This is a genomic window from Sulfurimonas lacustris, assembly GCF_059705355.1.
In genome coordinates this window covers 761,238-782,770 of record NZ_AP046125.1, presented here as the reverse complement: position 1 = coordinate 782,770, position 21,533 = coordinate 761,238, and the positions used below count along the sequence as shown (strand labels likewise).

Genomic DNA, 21,533 nt, shown 5'->3' with positions numbered 1-21,533 from the left:
CTAATCCTTTATTTATAATTTATCATATAAAAAACACTCTTCACAAAAGCTAGCGTTCCAAAAAGCAAGAACGAAGCCCCTGCTTTTATAAGCATCTCATTTTGTAGTAAAAGTGCCACAGTAACCACAACAACACCGATTGCACTAAAAATCAGTTGCGCCGATGAACTCTTTTCTGGGAGCATATCGGCAAGCATAGGGACTTTTTGTTTTCCTACAAGCGGAGAAAAGCGCTCAAACCAGACCAAAAATGGGATGATTTTGTAGATATGTCCCGTAATAACAAACGCAAAAAATCCAAAAAACATAAGCCATCCAGCACTCAAGAGAAAAGGCTCACCTGCTCCAAAAAGGTATAAAACACCAAGAGCCAAAGAGACCATAAACGAGATATAAGAAAAAATCAGTGATTTTGCATAGATATCTATCTCTTTTCTAGCTCTTGTTGTATAAATAACTTTTACAAAGAAAAAATAGATAACCATCGCCACTACTGAGACTATATACCCCGCATACTCTAAAAGTTTGAAGCCGCTCAAGGAAGACGCCACTATCAAAAAAGCCGCGACGCTAATCATAGCCATAGCATTTCTAAGAGGCTTCATAGAAAAGCTATGCGAGAGCCCAAACATCGGAATCAAAACTGCAGACAAGCCCATGATAGTAACTACGATATAGCCAACTATCACTAAAAAAACATGGCTTCTAAGCAATGCATCGACATCTACATGCACCATACCAGCATATCCAAGCGCCATAATCAAACCAAAAATAATCCCTAAAAAGAGAAAAATATTGGCAAGAAGAACACTGCTCATAACAAGGGTGAGCTTCTGCACTTTTCTTATCGTGAGAAATATCTCCATCACAAATATCATCATCGCTATGAGGACTACCACACCGCCAAAAGGAAGCAACATAGGATAGCTAAAACCAAAAGCCATCATGAGAGTACCGATACCAAGTAACGGCCAAATAGCATAAAAGAGTTCAACCCCAAAATGCCCAACTTCTAAGACAACTGGAACCAATTGCGCCATTGCGCCAAAAATGGTCATCATCACAAAGCCAAGCAAGAAAAGATGGACAAAACCCAATATTTTCGTATCAAGAAGAGAGAGATTTTGAGCACCTATGAAAAATATGTAAAGCACTGCAGCTAAATAGAAGAAGCTCCCCACGATAAAAAATGGGGAGATAAGTTTAAAAGGTGGCGCAAAATCTTGCGAAATGGAAAACATCTCCTTGCCTAGTGGCGGATATTTTCAAGATCTGTGTTTGTTGCACCGTTGCTTGAGAAAGTAACTTGCGTTAAGCCACCCTCAACCTCTTGTGTCTCATATGAGATATCACTTGATAGCTTTGCAAAAAGCCCACCCGGTGCTTTATGGTTAATCATCACAAGCTTATCGTTCGTTCCTTGGATAAGTTTCAAACCACTTACTGCATTGACCATCGGGTCTGGTGGACCACATTTTGATGTATCAAAGTAGTACGTACTCTCACCATCTTTTTCAAGTTTAAAAAAATCAACCGTTGCACCTACTACTTCTATCTTTGTAGCTTCATCTGGAATTAAAGACATAACACACTCCTATTTTTAATATTTCTAATTGTAATGCAACTTTAAGGAAGTAGAGTTGATTTGTATCAACATTGAAAAAAACTCTCTATCTTATTTGTCCGCTTCCATAGATTTTAAATTTGTACGTTGTAAGTCCCTCGATGCCCATCGGACCTCTTGCATGAAGCTTGTTTGTGCTGATGCCCACCTCTGCTCCAAAGCCAAAAGCTCCTCCATCGGTAAAACGTGTAGAGGCATTAAGATAGACCGCCGCTGCATCTATGGCATTTAAAAACTTTTCTGCGGTTGTAACATTTTGTGTCACTATCGCCTCTGAGTGTCCAGAGCCAAAGCGGACAATATGCTCTATCGCACCCTCAACACCCTCAACAACTCTGATATTTAAGATATTTGCCAGATACTCCGTATCAAAATCCTCTTCCGTAGCATTTGCGACATCGATAATAGCCTGAGTATTTGCACACCCTTTGAGCTCTGTATGCGCCTCATCAAAAGCGGTTTTAAAAAGCGGCAACGCCTCTTTTGCGATGGCACTATCGACCAAAAGCGTCTCCATGGCATTGCAAACTCCGGGGCGTTGCACTTTTGCATTGATGGCAATTCTTATCGCATCATCAAGCTTTGCATCTTTATCGACATAAGTATGACATTGCCCTTTATCATGCTTGACAACACTCACGGTTGCGTTGTCGCAAACATAGCGTATAAGTCCCTCTCCGCCGCGCGGGATAATCAAATCAACATATTTATCCATCTTTATAAGCTTTGCAACTCCCTCTCTTGAAGAGTCAGGAATCAACGAAATAAGCGATTTTGGCAGATTGTTTTTCTCTAACACTCCTTGAAGTACCTCTGCAATAGCTCTGTTTGAGTTCTCAGCCTCTTTACCGCCCTTTAACACACAAACATTTGAACTCTTAAAGCAGAGTGCCGCAGTATCGCTCGTCACGTTTGGGCGAGACTCATAGATGATTCCAATCACACCGATGGGAATGGTAACTTTTTCTATCTTTAGCCCATCTTCCGTAACCCATCCATCAAGCACACGACCTACAGGCTCTTTAAGAGCGGCTATCTCTTCTATCGCCACCGCCATAGCGTCAATGCGCTTCTCATCAAGATAAAGTCTGTCCATCAAAGCCGACGACAACTCATTTTTTTTGCCATCAGCCATATCTTTTGCATTTGCCTCTATAAGCCCCATACTGTTTGCTCTTAGTGCTTTTGCCATCTCTTTTAAAATTCTATTTTTTTGAGCACCGCTAAGCTCTGCCAAAACTCTGCTTGCGTTTTTTGCTTCTTGTAAAAATTGCTCCATTCTCTCTACCCGCTTCTCTTTGATATTTCTTTATGATGATGTTATACTACCATAAAAAAAATGAAGGCGTTTTTATGCAAACTATAACTTTTATCGGAAATGGAAATATGGCTCTAAGTATTGCTAAAGGGCTAAGGGAGAGCTACAAAATCGAAGTTGTAGGTAGAAGTTTTGAAAAACTGGAAAAATTTGAAAAAGAGCTTGGCATAAGCGTAGAAAAAGTACTTCTTGATAGCTTTAGCATCGAACAAAAAACGGTTCTTTTTTGTGTCAAGCCATCCAATGTAGAAGAAGTTGCTTCCATACTTACAGGAAGAGCAAGAGTTATCTACTCTGTTTTAGCAGGAACAACCTTAAAAAAATTGAGAGAGCATCTAAATCCTTATGCCATCGTACGCTGCATGCCAAATCTCGCTGCAAGTGTAGGCAAATCCATGACTACACTCACAGGCGATGAGATTTACAAAGAGGAGGCAAAGGAGCTTCTTGGAACAATCGGTACAACGCTTTGGCTTGGGAGTGAAAAAGAGCTGGACATCGCAACGGCACTTGCAGGAAGCGGTCCTGCATATCTAGCTCTTATCGCTGAAGCACTTGCTGATGGAGCCGTCAAAGAGGGGATGAAAAGAGCTGATGCCATGGATGTCATGCGTGGACTTTTTGACGGTTTTGGAAAACTCATACAAGATGTTCACCCTGCTCTTTTAAAAGATGCGGTTATGAGTCCAGGAGGAACAACTGCTGCAGGATACGGCGCACTTGAAGATGGCGGAACTCGTGCTGCATGTATCCACGCTATTGAAAAAGCACACAAGAGAGCAAAAAAACTCTCTTAGGTTATAAAAACTTGAGTATCTCTTTTTCTATATCTTCTTTTTCTATAACGGTTTTTTGAACTATCTCTTTAGTGAAAAGTTCTTTTATCATCGGAGGAATAGAGAGTTTTGCCTCTTTTGCGATTGACTCTAGCGCAACGATATCTTGCGCATCAACCTCTCCAGTAAGCGCATTTGCTATCACCGGAGAGAACTTTGTCCACTCGGCAGTTGAGTAAGCAATCGTTTTTATCGCCGGATTTGAACATGTCTCATAAGACTTCATACATGTAGCAGTGTGCGGATCCATAAGATAGCCGTTGTTTTCAAACGTATCTTTTATATAGGCTTTGCCCTCATCGCCTGTACAAAAATCTGCATCAAAACTCTTTTGAAGCTCTGCAAGTTCTGCACTGCTTAATTCATAGAAGTTTTTAGACTCCAAATCCTGCATTAGCTCTTTTGTTCTCTCGTAACCAAACATATCATAAAGAATACGCTCTACATTGGATGATTTTAGGATATCCATCGCGGGGGAAGTTGTGTTGACAACATGAGCATCTCTTAGATCATACTTTCCTGTTTTTATAAGTCTAGTAAGAACATTGTTTTCATTTGAAGAGATGATAATTTTTTCAACCGGCAAGCCCATTTTCCATGCGTAGTAAGCCCCAAGTGCGTTTCCAAAGTTTCCGCTCGGTACATTAAGATAGACCTTTTCGCCCATAATGATGGCATTTTGGCGTACAAGTTCAAGGTAGCTATGGATATGGTAGATGATTTGAAAAATGATGCGACCGAAATTTACTGAATTTGCTGCTGAGAGAAGGATGTTTTTCTCTTGAAGTGCCGCTTTAAATTCGCTTGAAGCCAAAAGCCTCTTGAGTGCATTTTGTGCATCGTCAAAAACACCGTTAATGCCTATGACTTTTAGATTTTTAGCATCTTCCGTAACCATTTGAAGTCTCTGAACATCACTTGTTCCGCCATCAGGGTAGAGACATGCAACTTGAACATTAGCACGATTTTTAAAAGTCTCTAGCGCAGCCGGACCCGTATCACCGCTTGTTGCGGCAAGAATAAGATAGTGTTCGCCTCTTTTTTGTGCGATAGATGAGAGTACGACACCAAAAGGTTGAAGTGCCATATCCTTAAAAGCACGAGTTGGGCCGTGGTATAGTTCACTTACATAGAGATTTTCTTTAACTTTTACTACAGGAACGGGGTTGGATGGGTTATCAAACTTGTCGTAAAGCTTTAACGCTTCATCGATAACATTTTTTTCAATATCAATCTCAAAACGCCCAAGCATCGCCGCAGCAAGCTCTTTATATGATGCGTTCAAATGTTCGTTTAAAAACGCTTCTCCTAACTCTGGTAAATTTTCAGGTACATAAAGACCGCCAAAAGAGGCGATAGGGTTTAAAATAGCTTCTGAAAATGTTACACTTTTTGCTCTTGTTGCGTCACACCCGCGCGTTTGAATAAAGTTCATACTGTTCTGCCTAAATTTTTTTTGCAATTATAGCAAATTATTCTAACGTCTCTTGTTTTGCGTCTCATTGTGTCTAAAAAAGGAGAGCAATATAGCAATCAGTATCAAAGCAGCAACAACCTCATACCCTATCATCCAAACAACTAAAAAGGCATTGAACTCTAAAAGCATAAAATGCTCAAATTTGCCACCTGCCACAACAAAAAAGAGAAAAACTGCTCCTATGAAGTATGGGATAGCAATAAAATAAAAAGTATAAAAAATCCCCTCATATCCCACGATAACAGGAAGATAATCACTAAAGTCCACCTTTTTTTGCGCAAAAGACGTTGTTTCGTAAGAGCTATTTTTTGTTTTGTTTTTTGTTTGATTTTCACGTAAAAGCTGATTATAGTACATAGCGTTATTTCTACGATTATCCAAATCTCTTTCTCTATCCATCAGCGACTCCTTAAAACTCATCTCTCTTTTTTGTCATTTTATCACACTCTATCAAAAAAACAACAAAAAATATCAAATAAAGTTAATAAGACTTCTCTCTCTTATTGAAAGAGAGCAATTGGGTTGATGTGAAACGATTTTTGCGTTACTTCAAAAATCAATTCATCGCTTATACGCCCTATAACTGCGCCTTTTTTAACCTTTTTGCCTTTTTCTATGTCTGGTGCTATCTGAGAGAGATTCGCATAGATGGTATGAAGTCCATTGTCATGCTCTACTATGACAATATTGTTTAAAACAGGTGTTTTGTCTGCATAGATAACTTTTCCATTAAAGACTGTTTTGACTTTTTCATTTGGCTGATTTGGTTTCATAGAGATTGATTCGTTGAAAACTTTGATACCATAGATGGGGTCTGTATAGTTTCCGTACTGTTTTGTGATTTTATAAGGCTCAAACGGCGCTATCGTTTTTTCTCCGACATAGAGCTTTGTTTTTGCAGCTTGATAACTGCTTCCTTGTGTTTTTACCTTTGGCAGATTATCATTTGAGACACTCTCTTTTGCGCTAAACGCTTCTGCTCTTTGAGCCTCTTCCTGAGCTTTTGAGAGTTCGTCTATCTTTACAATGTTAAGCTGTGCCAATGTTTTTTTGAGAGAATCTTGCTTGTTTAAAATCTCTTTTAACTCTTTTTTATAGGATTCTCTTGCAATTTTTAAATTTTTGAGTGACTCTATATTTGCCTCTTGCGTCTTTTTAATCTCTTTTCTTTTGCCATCAATGGAAGCAATTGCGCTCTCTATCACACTCACATGCTGATTTAAAACATCTATATTTTTGGAGTTTTCATGAAACTCTTTGTTGAGCTCTTTGATTTTGGCTTTAGCACTCTTAAGCATACTTTCTAAAACTTCATACTCGATGAGCGACTCTTCGTTTGCGCTGTACTCTTCTTCTAAAATAATAGAGAGTGAGACACTCTGCGCAATAGTAAAAACCAGCTCCTCTTCAAGTGCACTGCTGTTTTGCTTTAGGCTCTCTTGCACACCTTTGAGAGATTTAATCTCTTCAACATTAGCACCATAGCTCCCCTCTTTTTCTACAAGCTCTTCTTGAAGTTTTTTAAGAACATGTTGCTGAGCAGCAATCTCTTTTTCATGAGCAATAATTGCTTGTGCGGTCTCATCCATTTTTTTGCTCACAAGCTCCTGCGTTTTTACATACGTGCCTATCTCTGAGCTTGTTTTTTCTATTTTTGTATCTATATTTGTCTTTGCGTGCAGACAAAAAGAGAGCAGTAAAAGGGAGGGAAGTAAACGAATCATGCCTCTTCTTTATGTCCCAGAACAATCAACGATGCCAAAACTATAGAGATTGCCACAGCAACGCCTAAAATCATCAAAAAGTCATCAATAGGGTTAAAAACAACAACATCAATACCGATGTTTTTAAACTGATCAAGCACCCAAGGATAGGAAGAGAGGTAGGTGAAAATGCCAAAAGCGACAAAACTTGCTAGAAGTGCATCAACAATTGCAAGTCTAAAAAGCACAGCAGAACGTAGCCAAAGAGCAGCCCCAAAAAGCCCCATAATACTCATACGTTCGTTGTGTTTGTACTGCCATATTCGTAACTCTTTAAAGATAAGCAGCACTGTTACAAGAAGCACCACGCTTGAAAAAAGTGTCACTACATTTTTAAAAAGAAGCAGAAGTTTATAGACAGTGTCATGCGTATGAGCAAAATCCTCTACCTTTGTTATAGCATTATGCGCAAGCAAATCACTTTTTAGTTTTTTTATCTCTTCTGGAGAGGGGTAATGACTCAAAGAGAGTTTATAAAATCGTGGCAATGTCAGTTTTAAAAGCTCGACATTTGTACTCTTCATATCACTGCTCAATCTTTTGATTACAGAATCAGGAGCAATCTCTTTGGCTTGTGATACGATTTTGTTGATTTTGGCAAATGCTTCACTACTCAACTCCTCTTTGCTAACCGCAATGACAGAGTAATTTTGCGAAAGTTTTACTTTGTACGCATCAATGGAGCGCTCCACAATAAAATAAAGCTGCATTGAGAAGAGTATGCTTAAGAGTGCTAGAACGAGGGAGAGATGATTTCTAACGGATTTCATGTATATTTCCATATTCTATGTGAAAATGTTTATAATCAACGCTTAAATTTTTCGGAATATTATGCGTAACGACAATAACAGTAGTCTTTAGCTGATTGTTCGCACCCTCTAAAAGATTCCAGATGAGTTGTGAAGAGTACTCATCAAGGTTTCCTGTAGGCTCATCCGCCATAATCAAGATAGGATTGTGCGCAAGCGCTCTTGCCATAGCAACTCTTTGTTGTTCTCCACCGCTGAGTTCTAATGGGTATTTTCCTATTTGATGGTTGAGGCGTACATGTTTTAAGAGTTTCTCAACCTGATCTTGCGCAACACTTTTAAGATATCCATTTATCAAAAGAGGAAGCATGATATTTTTCTCTATTGTCCACTCTTTAACAAGTTTGTAATCTTGAAAAACGATTCCAATATGTCTTCTTAAAAAGTTAAGTTTTGAGCGTGAAATGGCTTTAAGTTCAACCCCGCCAACCACAAGAGAGCCCTGTTTAGGCTTAAGCGCTCCGTAAAGAGATTTGAGAAGTGTTGATTTTCCACTTCCGCTTGCTCCTGTTATAAAGACAAAATTACCTGAATTTATTGAAAAACTCGCTTTATTGATAATGGTTTCATTGTTAGAATATGCCAAAGAGAGGTCTTGGGCGATAATGACTTTATCCATGAAGCGCCTCGTTTAAAAATTTATGTGCCAAAAGGTTGCTTCTTGATTTGAGGGGTTTTTTTGGAAAGTAGTGTGCATCTTCACCTCTAATGATGACATAAACATGTTCCGGTTTATCAAAACTTCCCATAGAGAGGCGTAGCATAACCCCATCTTCAAGGGTATAGCTTCTCTCAAAATTAAGAAAACCGCCATCAAATCTTTGAACAGTTTTATAAAGGTCTAGTATTGCCTGCGGTTTTAGTCGTACTCCAGAAAAATCAAAATTTCCCTCTAACACAAGCTCCATAGACTCCTCATCGTTTATCATAGTGAGGTCATAGATGTTCTTCTCCATCTTCTTCCATCTATCTTCATACTTGCTTGTCACTGCAATATCTTTGTTTTTGTTGATATGAAGCGTGGTTTTGTTTGGAGCAATAAATGTCTCATACGAGTATGCATAGTAGTTTTCACTATCTGTTCTAAGCTCCAGCGTTCCGCCAACATTCAAGATACGTCTCGCCTCTTCGATGAATGGAGCTGAAATAACTCTTCTATGCGGTTTTTTATCCCATGGCACAGGAAAATGGACATAAATCTTCTCTATGGCATTGGATGGGACAAGCTCCATAAAAAGTCTTGCATCATAGTTAAGCACTAAGATATTGTTTATATTTTGGATGGTAGTTTGTTTTAAAACTTGTTCAATAGAAGGAGTGTGAATCTCTATACCGATAAACAGAACATCTGGATTATTGGAAGCTTGATGCAGGAGATGGCGCCCAGAGCCAAAACCGACTTCAATACGAATTTTTTTGTTTTGTGGAAAATTTTGGGCAAAGTAAGTTATATCTTTAAGGGCTGTTACTTCTCTGAGGTGAATATTTTTTTGATGATGCGGCACATTGGATGCGATAATCTCCAATCCGGCAAGGTTCGCATAGGACAAAAGCGCTTTATGTACATTATAAACAGAAGTTGGTCGCGTGAGCTTATCGCTTTTGAGAAGTTTCTTCCCCTCCTCGTCTATCACCAACAAAAAAAACTCATCTTCATCCACTTTTGCGCAGATGAGTCTCTCTTCTTGATACGATGCGTTTTTGGCTATAAAATAAAAAGAGGTTCCATCACTCTGGGATGGAAACTCTATCTCTTTAAACTCTTTTATATGTAAATGCGGCATTCATTCTCGTTTTAGTTAAAATCTTGCATTGGCACAATGACCTCTTCGATAGGCGCAACAACTGGCTTTTGTTGGCTACTGCTTCTTGTGCTGTTACTTTGTGGTACATCTCTCTCAACTACAGCAGGTTCTCTTTTTTTTGGAACCATATTTTTGTCTTCGATTGTCATTTTGATCTCTATGCTCGGCTCTGATTTGATACCATTTGCATCCACTGAAAAGATTTTATAGTAGTATGTTTTATCATACTGCACATTGGAGTCAAAAAACTGATTTCCTTTGATATTTTGAAAATCTTCAATCGAACTCTCTAAAAAACCTTTGCTATATTTTTTTTGTACTGTATAACTCTTTGCCCTAGAATCAGTCCCAATCCAAGAGAGTTTTACCTGTCCATTTGAAAATTTTGCCTCTGCTAAAGATGGAGCAGCTGGTTTTACAAGCGTTCTTCCGAGTGCGGTGTGGTTAGAGTTGATACTCTCTAGCTTGTCTCTATCAACAACACTAATTCTGTAAAAGTACTCTTGACCATCCTCTTTGATAGTATCCACATAAGAGTTTGTTTTTGTCTCAGCAAGCAACGTGTAACTTCCATTAATACTTACAGACCTGTAGATTCTATACATCAAAAAGTCAACAGCGTCACTCTTTTTCCAGTGAAGTTCTATCTTTTTTGGTATATCAGTAGAAGCTACAATCTGCATAACTTCAACAGGAAGCTCTTTTGTTAAAACGGTGACTTCTTGGCTTGGTTTAGAGATAAGTCCATCGTATGTTTTTACGCGAACACGGTAGATGTAGGTAAAATTATCTTTTAAATCTTCATCTATATACTCTGCATTAAGACGTCCTTCTACTGTTGCCACATCAATCCATTTACTATCTTCAAGTGTTCGTCTTTGAACGATGTAAGCTTTTACCTTCTCATTTGCATGTGGACGCCATAAAATTTTTGCACTTTTTGGCATTCCTTGTCTGCTATGAATCCAGACAACAGACTCAAGTTCTGGAAGAGAAGCTATCACCGTCGCTGCACTTTTTTGCGATTCTGCTTTTGTGCTGTATGTTTTGAAATAGTAACTATAACGCTTGTTTGGTTCTATTTTTGTATCGAGGTAGTGCGTAGAGAAACGACTAGGCACTGTATCATAGTATGCGTCTTTTTTAGTATCTGTTTCACCAACCACTGTTTTGTAGATATAGACACCCTCTACCCTTTGATCCTCAATCGGTTTCCACTCAAGTGCAATCGAGTTTGTATCTATAATCGTGCCATTTGCAGTAAGCTCAACAATCGGCAATGTAGTATCAATCACCGTCTCTTTTTTAGGCACGGGTACCGTACCGCTACAGCCACTAAGAATAAGTAGCGAAACTGCGTATAATGTTGTTAACGTCCATAGTCTCATCCATCTGCTCCATATCAAATTTTTTCTCTATATATTCTCCCATTGCTACGTCCAAAGGCGCGGTAAAAGAGACCTCTTCTCTTGTTGTCGGGTGAATAAAATATATGCTATATGCATGAAGCAAAATGCGTTCCGACTTCTCTAGTTTTGGACTTTGCGCATAAATATGGTCTCCCACAATATGGCGATTTATCTTCTCTAAATGAACACGAATCTGATGTGTTCTTCCAGTAAAAAGCTTACAAGCAATAAGTTGATTTTTTTCATCTTTTGACAATGCCAACGCCTTAAAAAGGCTCTTTGCGTATTTGCCATGCTCTAAACATCCCATCTTAAGTCTGTTATGCGTGCTTCTAGCGATGGGGCACTCCACTGCAACTATATCTTCTTTAAGTGGCGGATTAACAACTGCTAGATAGTATCTTCCCATGCTTTTGTCTTGAAGTTGGCTAGATAAAAACTCATGCGACGCATTGTTCTTTGCGATGACCATTGTACCGCTTGTCCCTTTGTCAAGTCTATGCACGATTCCGTGTCTCTCCTCTCCGCTGAGCGTTGAGAGACGAATCCCTTTATGCTTGAGCCAGTCAACCAACGTCGCTTCTTTGACACTAGGAGCAGGATGCACGGTAAGTCCGCTTGGTTTGTTAATAACCAAAACATCATCATCTTCATAAAGCACTGCAACACTAAAATCTATCTCCAATGGAGAGCTTATCTGCATATCAGGAAGGTTTACGGTAATGATTTGATTCTCTTTTAGTTTAACGCCTGCACGTGAGACGACTTTGCCATCTACAAGTACAGATTCTCTTAAGATAAGCTGTGCAACCTGCGAACGGCTTTGCCCTATTTGCGATGCAAGAAACGTATCAAGACGCTGTGCATCATCGCAAATATATCTATGTGTTGCATTCATTATAAACCTTTATGATACAATTTCTAAAATTTTATGGAGTTTCAAATTTGTGGAGAATTGATAAGCGCATTTTAGCACAATTTGATATATTTTCCATTATTTTAATTATTCCCCTCGTACTTACCTCCAACTGGCTTATCAGCGAAGCAGTTCCGGCACTTGCACAAAAACAGCTAGCTTATGTTGGGGTTGCGACATTAACATTTTTAGCCGTTTTTTTACTTCCTATTCGCAGGATGAGTTGGCTTATTCCTTCTATCTACTGGATTAGCATCTTTCTTCTTCTTATGGTTGAGTTCTTTGGACATGCAAGACTTGGTGCGCAAAGATGGATAGACATCCCTTTTATCAACGCCACCATCCAACCATCAGAATTTGTTAAACCCGCTCTCATTTTAATGCTTGCCTATCTCATCAACAAATCTCCGCCGCCAATACAGGGCTATGGACTCAAAGAGTTTTTAAAAATCAGCTTCTATATTCTTTTACCCTTTATACTCATAGCCAAAGAGCCTGATTTAGGGACGGCTCTTGTACTTCTTCTTATTGGTTTTGGGGTACTCTTTTATATCGGTGTTTACTGGAAAATATGGGCGTTTTTAGTCGGGGGAATTTTGCTTTTTTCACCCATTGCTTACCAGTTTTTACTCCATGACTACCAAAGAACAAGAATCCACGATTTTGTAAGTGAAAAACCCTCTTACCATGTGCAACAATCCATCATCGCCATTGGTTCAGGCGGATGGACTGGCAAATCAAAAGAGGACGCTACGCAAACACAAATGCGCTTTTTGCCTATTGCAACGAGTGATTTTATCTTTGCTTTTTTGGTTGAGAGAACTGGATTTTTAGGTGCGCTAGGCGTTATCTTGCTCTATGTTTTACTTATCTTGCATCTCATGAGCCTAAGCATTTTTAACAACGACCATTTTATCAAAGTTGTCACAGTAGCCATTGCCTTTATGATTTTTATCTATATGGGGGTAAATATCTTCATGACCATAGGATTTGCCCCTGTTGTCGGAGTTCCTTTGCCTATGTTTAGCTATGGGGGGAGTAGTTTTATCAACTTTATGATTCTTTTTGCAATCATGCAAAACCTCATCACATTTCGTTACAAAGATATGTATGATGGACGGGGAACAAAAAGTTTTCTTTAAATGAGTTAAAGAGTTATTAGTTTAAAATTTTGTGTTGTGATGATTTTTTATTATGCTGATTTGCCAAGGGGATGAAGTGGCGCAGCGGACGGGGCTCGAACCCGCGACCCCCTGCGTGACAGGCAGGTATTCTAACCAACTGAACTACCGCTGCGCATATAAAAATGGTGGGCATTACTGGACTCGAACCAGTGACATCTACCTTGTAAGGGTAGCGCTCTACCAACTGAGCTAAACGCCCATTTTTATAACTATAAACACCAGATATAATGGCGACCCCTAAAGGATTTGAACCTCTGTCCCTACCATGAAGTGATAGTGTCCTTGGCCACTAGACGAAAGGGTCACTTTCATTCAACAAAAGGTTTTATAAAACTTGTTTTTTGCATTAGACAAGGCAAATTTTAACGAAACATAGTAAACTATGTGGGTTGAAATTTAACGAAGTATAATCAAAAATGGTGGGCATTACTGGACTCGAACCAGTGACATCTACCTTGTAAGGGTAGCGCTCTACCAACTGAGCTAAACGCCCTAATTTCATTTAGGTTTTTGAATTAGTTGTGCGTAAGATTTTGCATAGCATACTTAAAGTATGTGAGCGAAATATTGCGTGCAAATAATCAAAAAATGGCGCGATGAACGGGGCTCGAACCCGTGACCCCCTGCGTGACAGGCAAGTATTCTAACCAACTGAACTACCACCGCGCATTATAAAAACTGGTGTCCTGTGATGGATTCGAACCATCGGCCACCTCATTAAAAGTGAGATGCTCTACCGGCTGAGCTAACAAGACATACCCTCTATTTGTTTAGAGGTCGAAATTATAGGCAAATAGGTTTTAATTGTCAAGAAAAAATAGGACAAATTTAAAAAAATGTCTCTTTGTCTAACAAGAGTAGCATTTTTATAGCAAAGAGCACACTTTGCTGCTGTACATAGTTTCTATCTCCATTCAGATGAAGGCGACTCTCTTTATGGTGCTCTTTGCTTCTTACGCTCACATAGGCAGTGCCAACTGGCTTATATAGCGTTCCTCCTGTATCGCCAGCTATACCACTAATTGAAACTGTATAATCAGCGTTGCTCACATTCATAGCGCCCTCGCTCATCTCCATAACAACCTCACTGCTTACTGCACCATATTCTTGAAGTGTCTTGCCATGTACCCCGAGCCAGTTCTCTTTCATCGTGTTTGAGTAGGTGACAAGAGAGCCCTCAAGAACTTTAGATGCTCCGTTATGCTTCGTAAAATAGTAGGTTAAAAGCCCTCCTGTGCAACTCTCAGCAAAAGAGATTTTTTTTCCACTTGCTGAGAGTTTTTCTATGATATAACTTGGCATACTTGACGCTGCAATGAGTTTATTTGGGAGCAGCTGTTTTGCAGAGGCGATGAATTTGGATATATTTCCATACTTCTTACTTCTAACATCAATCCGCAACCATCCATCAATGAGACTGACTACATCTATCTTCAAATCATACATCTGTGCTATAGGAGAGAGCATCGCCATCGCACTCTCTTTGTCCTCCTCGAAAAGATGCACTGCTGCTTTAGAATCCTCCATACTTAGCAAAACTTCCGGAAACATCTGCATCTCATCCATATGAAGAACGTTAGTAATAGAATCCCTATACTCTAAAAGATAACTTCCATCCTCAAAAACAGAGGAGTTAGATGGAATAAGCATATCCTCTTTTAAAATCTGATTATCGCCAGTTATGGTACATAAAAGTTTACCAATGGTTGAGAAGTGCTGTTTTGTTGTGACAATAATTTGTCTATTTTTTGTGTTGAGTTCTTTGTCCAAATAGAGAAAAAGTGAATTGTCGCTCTCTTTGAAAAAAGTGATAGAGTGGATAAAATCTGTTTTTTGCTCTATCTTTCTAATAACATACTCCCGCAACGGTGTGTTGTAAATAAACTTGTTACCAATAAGAAGAAGATGAAGTTTCATGATGAGCATAACCTTTTAGAAATTGATTTTGCCAATTATAATACATTAAAGTGGCTTTTAAACGCTTAAGGGATATAATCCAAAAATTTTCTACGATTTGGAACAGCTATGGATTACAAAGATACACTCCTTTTACCTACTACAAAATTTGAGATGCGCGGCAATCTCATAAATAATGAACCAAAAAGATACGCTTCTTGGGATGATAAAAAAGTCTATGAAAAAATGAAGAAAAACCGCAAAGATGCGCAAAGTTTTACACTTCATGACGGTCCTCCTTACGCAAACGGTCACACACACATCGGACATGCCCTCAATAAAATCTTAAAAGATATCATTATAAAACATAACTATTTTAGCGGCAAATCCGTTCGTTTTACTCCAGGCTGGGACTGTCATGGTCTGCCGATTGAGCAGCAAGTTGAGAAAAAACTTGGCGGAAAGCAGAAAAAAGAGCTGCTTGAGACTGCAAAAATCAGAGAGCTTTGCCGTGCTCATGCATCGGAGTTTATAGATATTCAAAGAGATGAGTTTAAAAAACTCGGTGTCATAGCAGACTGGGAAAATCCTTATGTTACTATGGATTTTAAGTTTGAGGCAAACATCTACCGCACTCTTTGCAATGTCGCTAAAAAGGGGCTTTTGATTGAGAGAAGCAAGCCTGTATTTTGGTCATGGGCTGAGAGAACTGCACTTGCAGAAGCAGAGGTTGAGTATGAAAACAAAGAGTCACACTCTATTTTTATAGCTTTTGAACTAAGCGATGATGCAAAATCAAAACTCTCTGTAACAGATAAAGCGGCTCTTGTTATCTGGACAACAACTCCTTGGACGATTCCTGCAAACACGGGCATATCACTAAATCCAAACGAAGAGTATGTGCTTACAACAACTGGCTATATCGTGGCAAAAGAGCTTTTGGACTCTCTAAGAGAGCAAGGCATCTTAAGCGGAGAAATTGTAAAGAGTTTTCATGCTAAAGAGTTTGAAAATCTTTTAGCTCTAAACCCGCTAAACGGCAGAACTTCACGCATCGTTTTAGGAGAGCATGTTCTCATGGACAGCGGAACGGGGTGTGTGCATACGGCTCCAGGGCATGGTGAGGATGACTACCGTATTGGGCTTGTTTATGACTTGGAAGTTATCATGCCTGTTGATGAGACTGGATGTTTTGATGAGACTGTAGTAGGTTTGGGACTCATCCCAAATGGAGAGAACTTTGTCGGTCGCCATATCTTCAAATCTAACGATGAGCTAATCGAGATGATGGGTGAAAGCGTGCTTAAAGTAAGCAAGTTTACCCACTCATATCCGCACTGCTGGAGAAGCCACACTCCTCTTATATTTAGAGCTACAAAACAGTGGTTTATCTCGGTTGACGGAACGCCAAAGGGTGAAGATAAAACACTAAGAGGAATTGCCCTTGATGAAGTTGAAAAAACTCTCTTCTTTCCTGAAAGCGGCAAAAACAGACTAAGAAGCATGGTTGAAAACCGTCCAGACTGGTGTATTTCAAGACAGAGAGACTGGGGCGTTCCTATAGCATTTTTCAGAGTAAAAGCTACGGGAGAAGTCTTGCTTGATGAGAAAGTCTTAAATTTTGTCGCTATGATTTTTGAGATGCACGGAAGCGATGCATGGTACTCAATGCCGACAGAACAGCTCCTCTACCCAGGTTCTGGATATAAAGCAGATGAGCTTGAAAAAGTAACCGACATTTTAGATGTTTGGTTTGACAGCGGCTCTACATGGTACAGCGTTTTAAAATCCCGCAACTATGATGCAGGGGAATATCAGGCAGACCTCTACTTAGAGGGAAGCGACCAACACCGTGGATGGTTTCAGTCATCTATGTTTTTAAGCACGGCGGTAGAACACAAAGCACCTTACAAAATGGTTCTTACTCACGGTTTCACGGTTGATGAAAAGGGCGAGAAGATGTCCAAGTCAAAGGGCAATGTTGTCGCACCTGATGCGGTTTTAAAAGAGTACGGCAGTGAGATTCTCCGCCTTTGGGTTGCGTCAAGCGACTATCAAGGAGATCTTAAAATCTCTCAAAACATTCTAAAACAGAGTGCCGAGAACTATCGCAAACTAAGAAATACTTTTAGAATTATGTTGGCAAATATTAACGACCTAAAAGCTATCACGCCATATAACGAAATGGGCGAGCTTGACAAATGGATACTTAGCGAGGCAAAAATCGTACTTGACGCTGTTTATAAATCATTTAGCAACTACAACTTTGTTCATGGCATGAGCATGTTAAACAACTTTATAGTAAATGAACTAAGCGGCATCTACATCGATATCACAAAAGACAGCCTCTACTGTGACGCTATAAACGACCCAAGAAGAACCTCAAGCCAGAGTGCAATGGCAATCATGACAAAATCACTCCTAACACTCATCGCTCCGATTTTGACATACACTGCAGATGAGATAGTAGAGCATCTTCCTGCCGTTATCAAGGGTGAGAGAGAAGACATCTTTGACTTTGTTCATGAGGGCATAGAAGGAGTTGCATCAACTTTTGACGCTCCTTATATGAACAGTGCGAGAGAGAAGTTTTTTGAGATAGTTGACGGACTTAAAAAAGAGAAAATCATCAAAAACACTTTAGAGCTTGTCATAGTTACAGAGTCTGAAAAAATAGCAAAAATGGATAAAACCGCCGCTGAAGATTGGTTTGTAGTTTCAGGCATCTCACACACCCAAATCATCGAAGAACTCGGAAAATTTGAGGTTAATGGAGACATCTTTGTCATCCAAAAAGCAACAAAAGCAAAATGCCCAAGATGTTGGAAATACCAGTCAATAGACGAAGAGCATACATGTGAGAGATGTTCAAAGGTGCTAAATGCCTAATTTTGCCGAGCCTGTCTCTTTTGCATTTATCGCTAGCACTGTTGCTGTGATATTTGGGACTGTGGGGGTTGGCATACTTCTGGTTAAAAAGTTTAAATAACCATAAATGAGTATATTTGCTCTTCAATCACCTGCTGGTGGTTTTTTAGATGAAGGATTAAAACGATTTAACAAAGAGTTTGACGACTGGTGCATCCAGTTTGACAACTTTGAAGATGCCAATATTATCGCACAAACTCTTGATAAAAAAAGAACCGCTGATGTTGTGGAAATTACACCGCTTAGTTATCCAAAGTACTTTTTTCACAATCTTTACGGGACTATCCATACAACGAGACAGATAGAAGATAAAATCATATGCATAGTTGAACCGCAAATGGGTTCAAACTTCCGCATAGCTGTGTGTGACCTAAACACAAAAAGAGTAACTATCACAAAAACCAGCTACAAAAATGTACTAAGCGTTGAGGGTGCTTTTGCAAATTTTAAGCTGTGAAAATCATTTTGTAGCAAATATCAAGTTGTTTTATATATAATATTTGTTAAATGTTGTATGCATTACACCTCAGGAGAGGTGGAACGAGAAAGGATTGGAATTTAAAATGAAAAAGATGTTCTTTTTATTACTACTTATAAGTTTAGAACTATTTGCTGGTACACGAATGTGTAGTTCTGGAACGGTTACGAAACTGCTTAGTGATGATAACCAAGGAAGCCGTCATCAAAGGTTTATCATAAAAGTACCATCTGGGCAAACTTTATTGATTTCACACAATATTGATTTAGCACCAAAAGTACATCAACTAAAAGAGGGTAATTCTATAAAGTTTTGTGGAGAATATGAAAACAACACAAAAGGCGGTGTTGTACATTGGACACATCATGACCCAAGAAACAGTCATGTCGGTGGTTGGTTAGAATATAATGGTAAAAAGTATGAGTAACATATAATAATTACACAACCCAATGTTTGAAGTGTAATTAAACCCCGCTAAAGAAAAACAGACGTATTTTGCTATAATACACCCCATAATTTATAGATACAGGAAAACTAGTGATTACATTAAAAGAAGCACTAAAATTAAGTAAAGACGAACTAGAAAATTTTAAAAATGAGTTAAAAACAAAAATAGAAGCAAATGCAGATTTAAACGCTTACATAGATGTAAACAACATCGGCGAAGGCGTGCCAATCGCTATAAAAGACAATATTCAAGTAAAAGATTGGTCTGTTACATCTGCTTCAAATATACTTCAAGGCTATATCGCTCCTTACAATGCTACCGTTATACAAAAGATGTTGGCTAGCGGACTGAGTCCGTTTGGGCGGACAAATATGGATGAGTTTGCTATGGGAAGTACTACCGAGTCAAGTTTTTACGGCAAAACGCTCAATCCTCATAACAGAGATTGCGTCCCTGGGGGAAGTTCTGGCGGAAGTGCGGCGGCTGTTGCGGCGGGACTTGCCATTGCGGCACTTGGTAGTGATACGGGCGGAAGCATCCGTCAGCCTGCCTCTTTTTGCGGGATTGTGGGGATGAAGCCGACTTATGGGCGTGTTAGCCGTTATGGGTTGGGTGCTTACGCTTCATCACTTGACCAGATTGGACCGATGACGCAAAATGTGGAGGATGCGGCGATTTTGTATGACATCATCAGCGGACATGATGAAAAAGACTCTACGAGTGCAAACAAAAACGACAAAGTAAGCGACAAACTAAATCCTGAGCGCAAACTTAAAATTGCCGTACTTCCAAAACACATAGAAAATGCAAGTGACGATGTCAAAAAAGCTTATGAACTGGCAGTCAATGCGCTAAAGAGTGCAGGACATGAGATAGTAGAAGCTGAGTTGATGGACGCAAAGTATGATATCTCGGCTTACTACATAACGGCAACCGCAGAAGCTACTACAAACTTGGCTCGTTATGACGGTATCCGTTATGGGAACAGGGTTAGCGGCAAAGACCTAAACGACACATTTGTACAAACAAGAAGTCAAGGTTTTGGCGATGAAGTTAAACGCCGTATCTTGCTTGGAAACTTTGTACTCTCAAGCGGATACTATGAAGCTTACTATGTAAAAGCGCAAAAAACTAGACATATCATAAAAGAGCAGTACGAAAATATATTTAAAGATGTGGACTTGATACTCTCTCCTGTTGCGCCGACAACCGCAAACAAATTTGGAGAGCTTTCAACTCCGATGGAGATGTACCTAAGCGACCTCTACACCATCAGCGTAAACCTTGCGGGACTTCCTGCTATCTCTGTACCTGTTGCAAAAAGCTCTGAGGGAATGCCGATAGGACTTCAGTTAATTGCGAATGCTTATGATGAGCAGACACTGTTTGATGGCGCACTTAGTCTTGAGAGAGCGATAAACTACCAAAAATAAAAAGGTTCAGTCATGCAAAAAAGTTTTAGAGTTCAAAATGTCAAGTGCGGCGGTTGTGCAAATACTATCAAAGAGGCTTTAAAGGATGAGTTTGGCGAGGTTGATGTTGACTTGATGCAAGAGCCTCGTGTCATTACTTTAGAGATAAAAGATGAAGAAGCAGAGAAGAGTTTTCGCAAAAAGATAAAATCTCTTGGCTATCCGATGGAAGATGAAGAGCTAGGAGCATTTACAAAAGGCGGACTTAAAGCAAAAAGCTTTATCTCATGCGCTATGGGGAAGATGAGCGATGGCGGGGAAAACTCTTGATGGAAAAAAAAGATTCTAAAAATACTCTTTTAGCCTTATCCTCTTTAAATACATTTTTAGAAGTTAAAATGGATAAGATTCTTATGAATATCTTGAATATTGCAAGATATATTTTTATAAGTTTGATGATTATTTATCTCTTTACTTGTTTGATTAGTTTGAGTTATAAAATAGTTTCATTGACGCTGGCCCAAGGTGCGCTTGATTTTGAATCAATCAAGATGATTTTGACGGATGGTCTTTTTACGCTTATTGTTTTAGCGATTGTAAAAACACTCTTTATAAAAAATGGTTTTGACTATGCAATTACCTTTTTAGAGATTTCATTTGTCGTTTTGGTGAGAAAATTGATTTTGCTCGAGACACATCCATCAGAGACGATGTTGCTCCTGGTTTTAGGTGTTACTTCAGCCACTTTTTTTGTGCTCATCGTCTATATACATAGTTTAAAATATAAATGGTCCAAAGAGGAGAGTGCGGCACAAAATCCATAAAAAGAATGGATTGAGCCATTTTGTAGATCAAAAGAGGAGTTTTCTAGTTCTTCTTCATCCACTTTTTAAATTTTTGCAGACTGTCGATGTAGTCTGCCACATCATTAACTTCTTGTGGTTTAAGAGCGATTTTTGGCATGGCGTTGGAAGAGTAGCCAAACCTTTTGTAGTTTCCCGCCGGATCTACGATATATGAAAAAATATCCTCTTTTTTTCTCTCATAAGAGACAAGATTAAAATCTCTTCCCATTCCACCTGACATAGTTATGCTATGACAACCTGCACAGTGTGTTTTGTAAACGTCAAACCCTTTTTCTATATCTGCAAATGAGAGAGAGACAAAAAAAAGCCATATAAAAATCTTCTTCACAACATCCCCTTTTTTGGCGTTATTATAACACGCCCT

The 21,533-nt window shown here is 39.2% G+C and carries 21 protein-coding genes and 6 tRNA genes; 8 read left to right on the top strand and 19 right to left on the bottom strand.

Annotation, left to right across the window (positions count from 1 at the left end):
- Window positions 1-8 precede the first annotated feature (8 nt).
- From AC6H4V_RS04145 to AC6H4V_RS04135, 3 genes are all read right to left on the bottom strand, one after another.
- The gene (locus AC6H4V_RS04145; protein ID WP_428730697.1) at window positions 9-1,241 is read right to left on the bottom strand and encodes a hypothetical protein; all 1,233 of its coding nucleotides are present in this window, start codon (window positions 1,239-1,241) and stop codon (window positions 9-11) included.
- A gap of 8 nt (window positions 1,242-1,249) precedes the next feature.
- On the bottom strand, window positions 1,250-1,585 hold the full coding sequence (locus AC6H4V_RS04140; RefSeq protein ID WP_428730696.1) for a hypothetical protein: 336 nt from the start codon (window positions 1,583-1,585) through the stop codon (window positions 1,250-1,252).
- Window positions 1,586-1,670: 85 nt separating this feature from the next.
- On the bottom strand, window positions 1,671-2,927 hold the full coding sequence (locus tag AC6H4V_RS04135) for a glutamate-5-semialdehyde dehydrogenase (protein ID WP_497607907.1): 1,257 nt from the start codon (window positions 2,925-2,927) through the stop codon (window positions 1,671-1,673).
- Window positions 2,928-2,977: 50 nt separating this feature from the next.
- On the opposite strand from AC6H4V_RS04135, the gene AC6H4V_RS04130 reads away from it, so the two are divergent.
- Window positions 2,978-3,739: a pyrroline-5-carboxylate reductase gene (locus AC6H4V_RS04130; protein ID WP_497607575.1), complete on the top strand. Its 762-nt coding sequence runs from the start codon at window positions 2,978-2,980 to the stop codon at window positions 3,737-3,739.
- Between the two features lies 1 nt (window position 3,740).
- Here the strand turns inward: AC6H4V_RS04130 and thrC are convergent, their stop codons facing one another.
- The 8 genes from thrC to AC6H4V_RS04090 form a co-directional block, all read right to left on the bottom strand.
- The gene (thrC, locus tag AC6H4V_RS04125) at window positions 3,741-5,213 is read right to left on the bottom strand and encodes a threonine synthase (RefSeq protein WP_497607574.1); all 1,473 of its coding nucleotides are present in this window, start codon (window positions 5,211-5,213) and stop codon (window positions 3,741-3,743) included.
- Between the two features lie 42 nt (window positions 5,214-5,255).
- The gene (locus AC6H4V_RS04120; RefSeq protein ID WP_428730043.1) at window positions 5,256-5,654 is read right to left on the bottom strand and encodes a hypothetical protein; all 399 of its coding nucleotides are present in this window, start codon (window positions 5,652-5,654) and stop codon (window positions 5,256-5,258) included.
- 101 nt (window positions 5,655-5,755) lie between these two features.
- Window positions 5,756-6,979: a murein hydrolase activator EnvC family protein gene (locus tag AC6H4V_RS04115; RefSeq protein WP_497607573.1), complete on the bottom strand. Its 1,224-nt coding sequence runs from the start codon at window positions 6,977-6,979 to the stop codon at window positions 5,756-5,758.
- Window positions 6,976-7,788: a cell division protein FtsX gene (locus AC6H4V_RS04110; protein WP_428730045.1), complete on the bottom strand. Its 813-nt coding sequence runs from the start codon at window positions 7,786-7,788 to the stop codon at window positions 6,976-6,978. The genes AC6H4V_RS04115 and AC6H4V_RS04110 overlap by 4 nt, the downstream gene beginning before the upstream one ends.
- Window positions 7,775-8,446, bottom strand: coding sequence for a cell division ATP-binding protein FtsE (locus AC6H4V_RS04105; RefSeq protein WP_428730046.1), 672 nt, complete (start codon window positions 8,444-8,446; stop codon window positions 7,775-7,777). Before AC6H4V_RS04105 ends, AC6H4V_RS04110 begins: the two co-directional genes overlap by 14 nt.
- A complete protein-coding gene (trmB, locus tag AC6H4V_RS04100; RefSeq protein WP_497607572.1) occupies window positions 8,439-9,611 on the bottom strand; it encodes a tRNA (guanosine(46)-N7)-methyltransferase TrmB in 1,173 nt (390 codons plus the stop codon). The genes AC6H4V_RS04105 and trmB overlap by 8 nt, the downstream gene beginning before the upstream one ends.
- 11 nt (window positions 9,612-9,622) lie before the next feature.
- The gene (locus AC6H4V_RS04095; protein ID WP_428730048.1) at window positions 9,623-11,020 is read right to left on the bottom strand and encodes a fibronectin type III domain-containing protein; all 1,398 of its coding nucleotides are present in this window, start codon (window positions 11,018-11,020) and stop codon (window positions 9,623-9,625) included.
- Window positions 10,968-11,939, bottom strand: coding sequence for an RluA family pseudouridine synthase (locus AC6H4V_RS04090; protein ID WP_497607571.1), 972 nt, complete (start codon window positions 11,937-11,939; stop codon window positions 10,968-10,970). Before AC6H4V_RS04090 ends, AC6H4V_RS04095 begins: the two co-directional genes overlap by 53 nt.
- Window positions 11,940-11,986: 47 nt before the next feature.
- Here AC6H4V_RS04090 and AC6H4V_RS04085 point away from each other — a divergent pair, with 47 nt between their 5' ends.
- Window positions 11,987-13,099 carry an FtsW/RodA/SpoVE family cell cycle protein gene (locus AC6H4V_RS04085; protein ID WP_497607906.1) on the top strand — a complete coding sequence of 371 codons (1,113 nt, stop codon included), beginning with the start codon at window positions 11,987-11,989 and terminating at the stop codon, window positions 13,097-13,099.
- A 77-nt stretch (window positions 13,100-13,176) separates the two neighbouring features.
- Here the strand turns inward: AC6H4V_RS04085 and AC6H4V_RS04080 are convergent.
- From AC6H4V_RS04080 to AC6H4V_RS04050, 7 genes are all read right to left on the bottom strand, one after another.
- Window positions 13,177-13,253, bottom strand: a tRNA-Asp gene (locus tag AC6H4V_RS04080).
- 11 nt (window positions 13,254-13,264) lie between these two features.
- A tRNA-Val gene (locus tag AC6H4V_RS04075) sits at window positions 13,265-13,340 on the bottom strand.
- Between the two features lie 29 nt (window positions 13,341-13,369).
- A tRNA-Glu gene (locus AC6H4V_RS04070) sits at window positions 13,370-13,445 on the bottom strand.
- 113 nt (window positions 13,446-13,558) lie between these two features.
- A tRNA-Val gene (locus AC6H4V_RS04065) sits at window positions 13,559-13,634 on the bottom strand.
- Window positions 13,635-13,730: 96 nt separating this feature from the next.
- Window positions 13,731-13,807, bottom strand: a tRNA-Asp gene (locus tag AC6H4V_RS04060).
- A gap of 13 nt (window positions 13,808-13,820) precedes the next feature.
- Window positions 13,821-13,896: transfer RNA gene (locus tag AC6H4V_RS04055), tRNA-Lys, on the bottom strand.
- Window positions 13,897-13,969: 73 nt separating this feature from the next.
- The gene (locus AC6H4V_RS04050) at window positions 13,970-15,058 is read right to left on the bottom strand and encodes a CinA family protein (protein WP_497607570.1); all 1,089 of its coding nucleotides are present in this window, start codon (window positions 15,056-15,058) and stop codon (window positions 13,970-13,972) included.
- A 108-nt stretch (window positions 15,059-15,166) separates the two neighbouring features.
- On the opposite strand from AC6H4V_RS04050, the gene ileS reads away from it, so the two are divergent.
- From ileS to AC6H4V_RS04020, 6 genes are all read left to right on the top strand, one after another.
- Window positions 15,167-17,926: an isoleucine--tRNA ligase gene (ileS, locus tag AC6H4V_RS04045; protein ID WP_497607569.1), complete on the top strand. Its 2,760-nt coding sequence runs from the start codon at window positions 15,167-15,169 to the stop codon at window positions 17,924-17,926.
- Between the two features lie 106 nt (window positions 17,927-18,032).
- On the top strand, window positions 18,033-18,422 hold the full coding sequence (locus AC6H4V_RS04040) for a hypothetical protein (RefSeq protein ID WP_497607568.1): 390 nt from the start codon (window positions 18,033-18,035) through the stop codon (window positions 18,420-18,422).
- 106 nt (window positions 18,423-18,528) lie between these two features.
- Window positions 18,529-18,870 carry a DUF3465 domain-containing protein gene (locus AC6H4V_RS04035; RefSeq protein ID WP_428730054.1) on the top strand — a complete coding sequence of 114 codons (342 nt, stop codon included), beginning with the start codon at window positions 18,529-18,531 and terminating at the stop codon, window positions 18,868-18,870.
- 110 nt (window positions 18,871-18,980) lie between these two features.
- Window positions 18,981-20,324, top strand: a complete 1,344-nt coding sequence (gene gatA, locus AC6H4V_RS04030; RefSeq protein WP_497607567.1) for an Asp-tRNA(Asn)/Glu-tRNA(Gln) amidotransferase subunit GatA — start codon at window positions 18,981-18,983, stop codon at window positions 20,322-20,324.
- Between the two features lie 12 nt (window positions 20,325-20,336).
- The gene (locus AC6H4V_RS04025) at window positions 20,337-20,633 is read left to right on the top strand and encodes a heavy-metal-associated domain-containing protein (RefSeq protein WP_497607566.1); all 297 of its coding nucleotides are present in this window, start codon (window positions 20,337-20,339) and stop codon (window positions 20,631-20,633) included.
- The gene (locus tag AC6H4V_RS04020; protein ID WP_497607565.1) at window positions 20,633-21,127 is read left to right on the top strand and encodes a hypothetical protein; all 495 of its coding nucleotides are present in this window, start codon (window positions 20,633-20,635) and stop codon (window positions 21,125-21,127) included. The genes AC6H4V_RS04025 and AC6H4V_RS04020 overlap by 1 nt, the downstream gene beginning before the upstream one ends.
- A gap of 43 nt (window positions 21,128-21,170) precedes the next feature.
- On the opposite strand, the gene AC6H4V_RS04015 is transcribed toward AC6H4V_RS04020, so the two are convergent.
- Window positions 21,171-21,497 (bottom strand): c-type cytochrome, encoded by a 327-nt coding sequence (locus AC6H4V_RS04015; protein WP_497607564.1) that lies wholly within the window; start codon window positions 21,495-21,497, stop codon window positions 21,171-21,173.
- Window positions 21,498-21,533 lie beyond the last annotated feature (36 nt).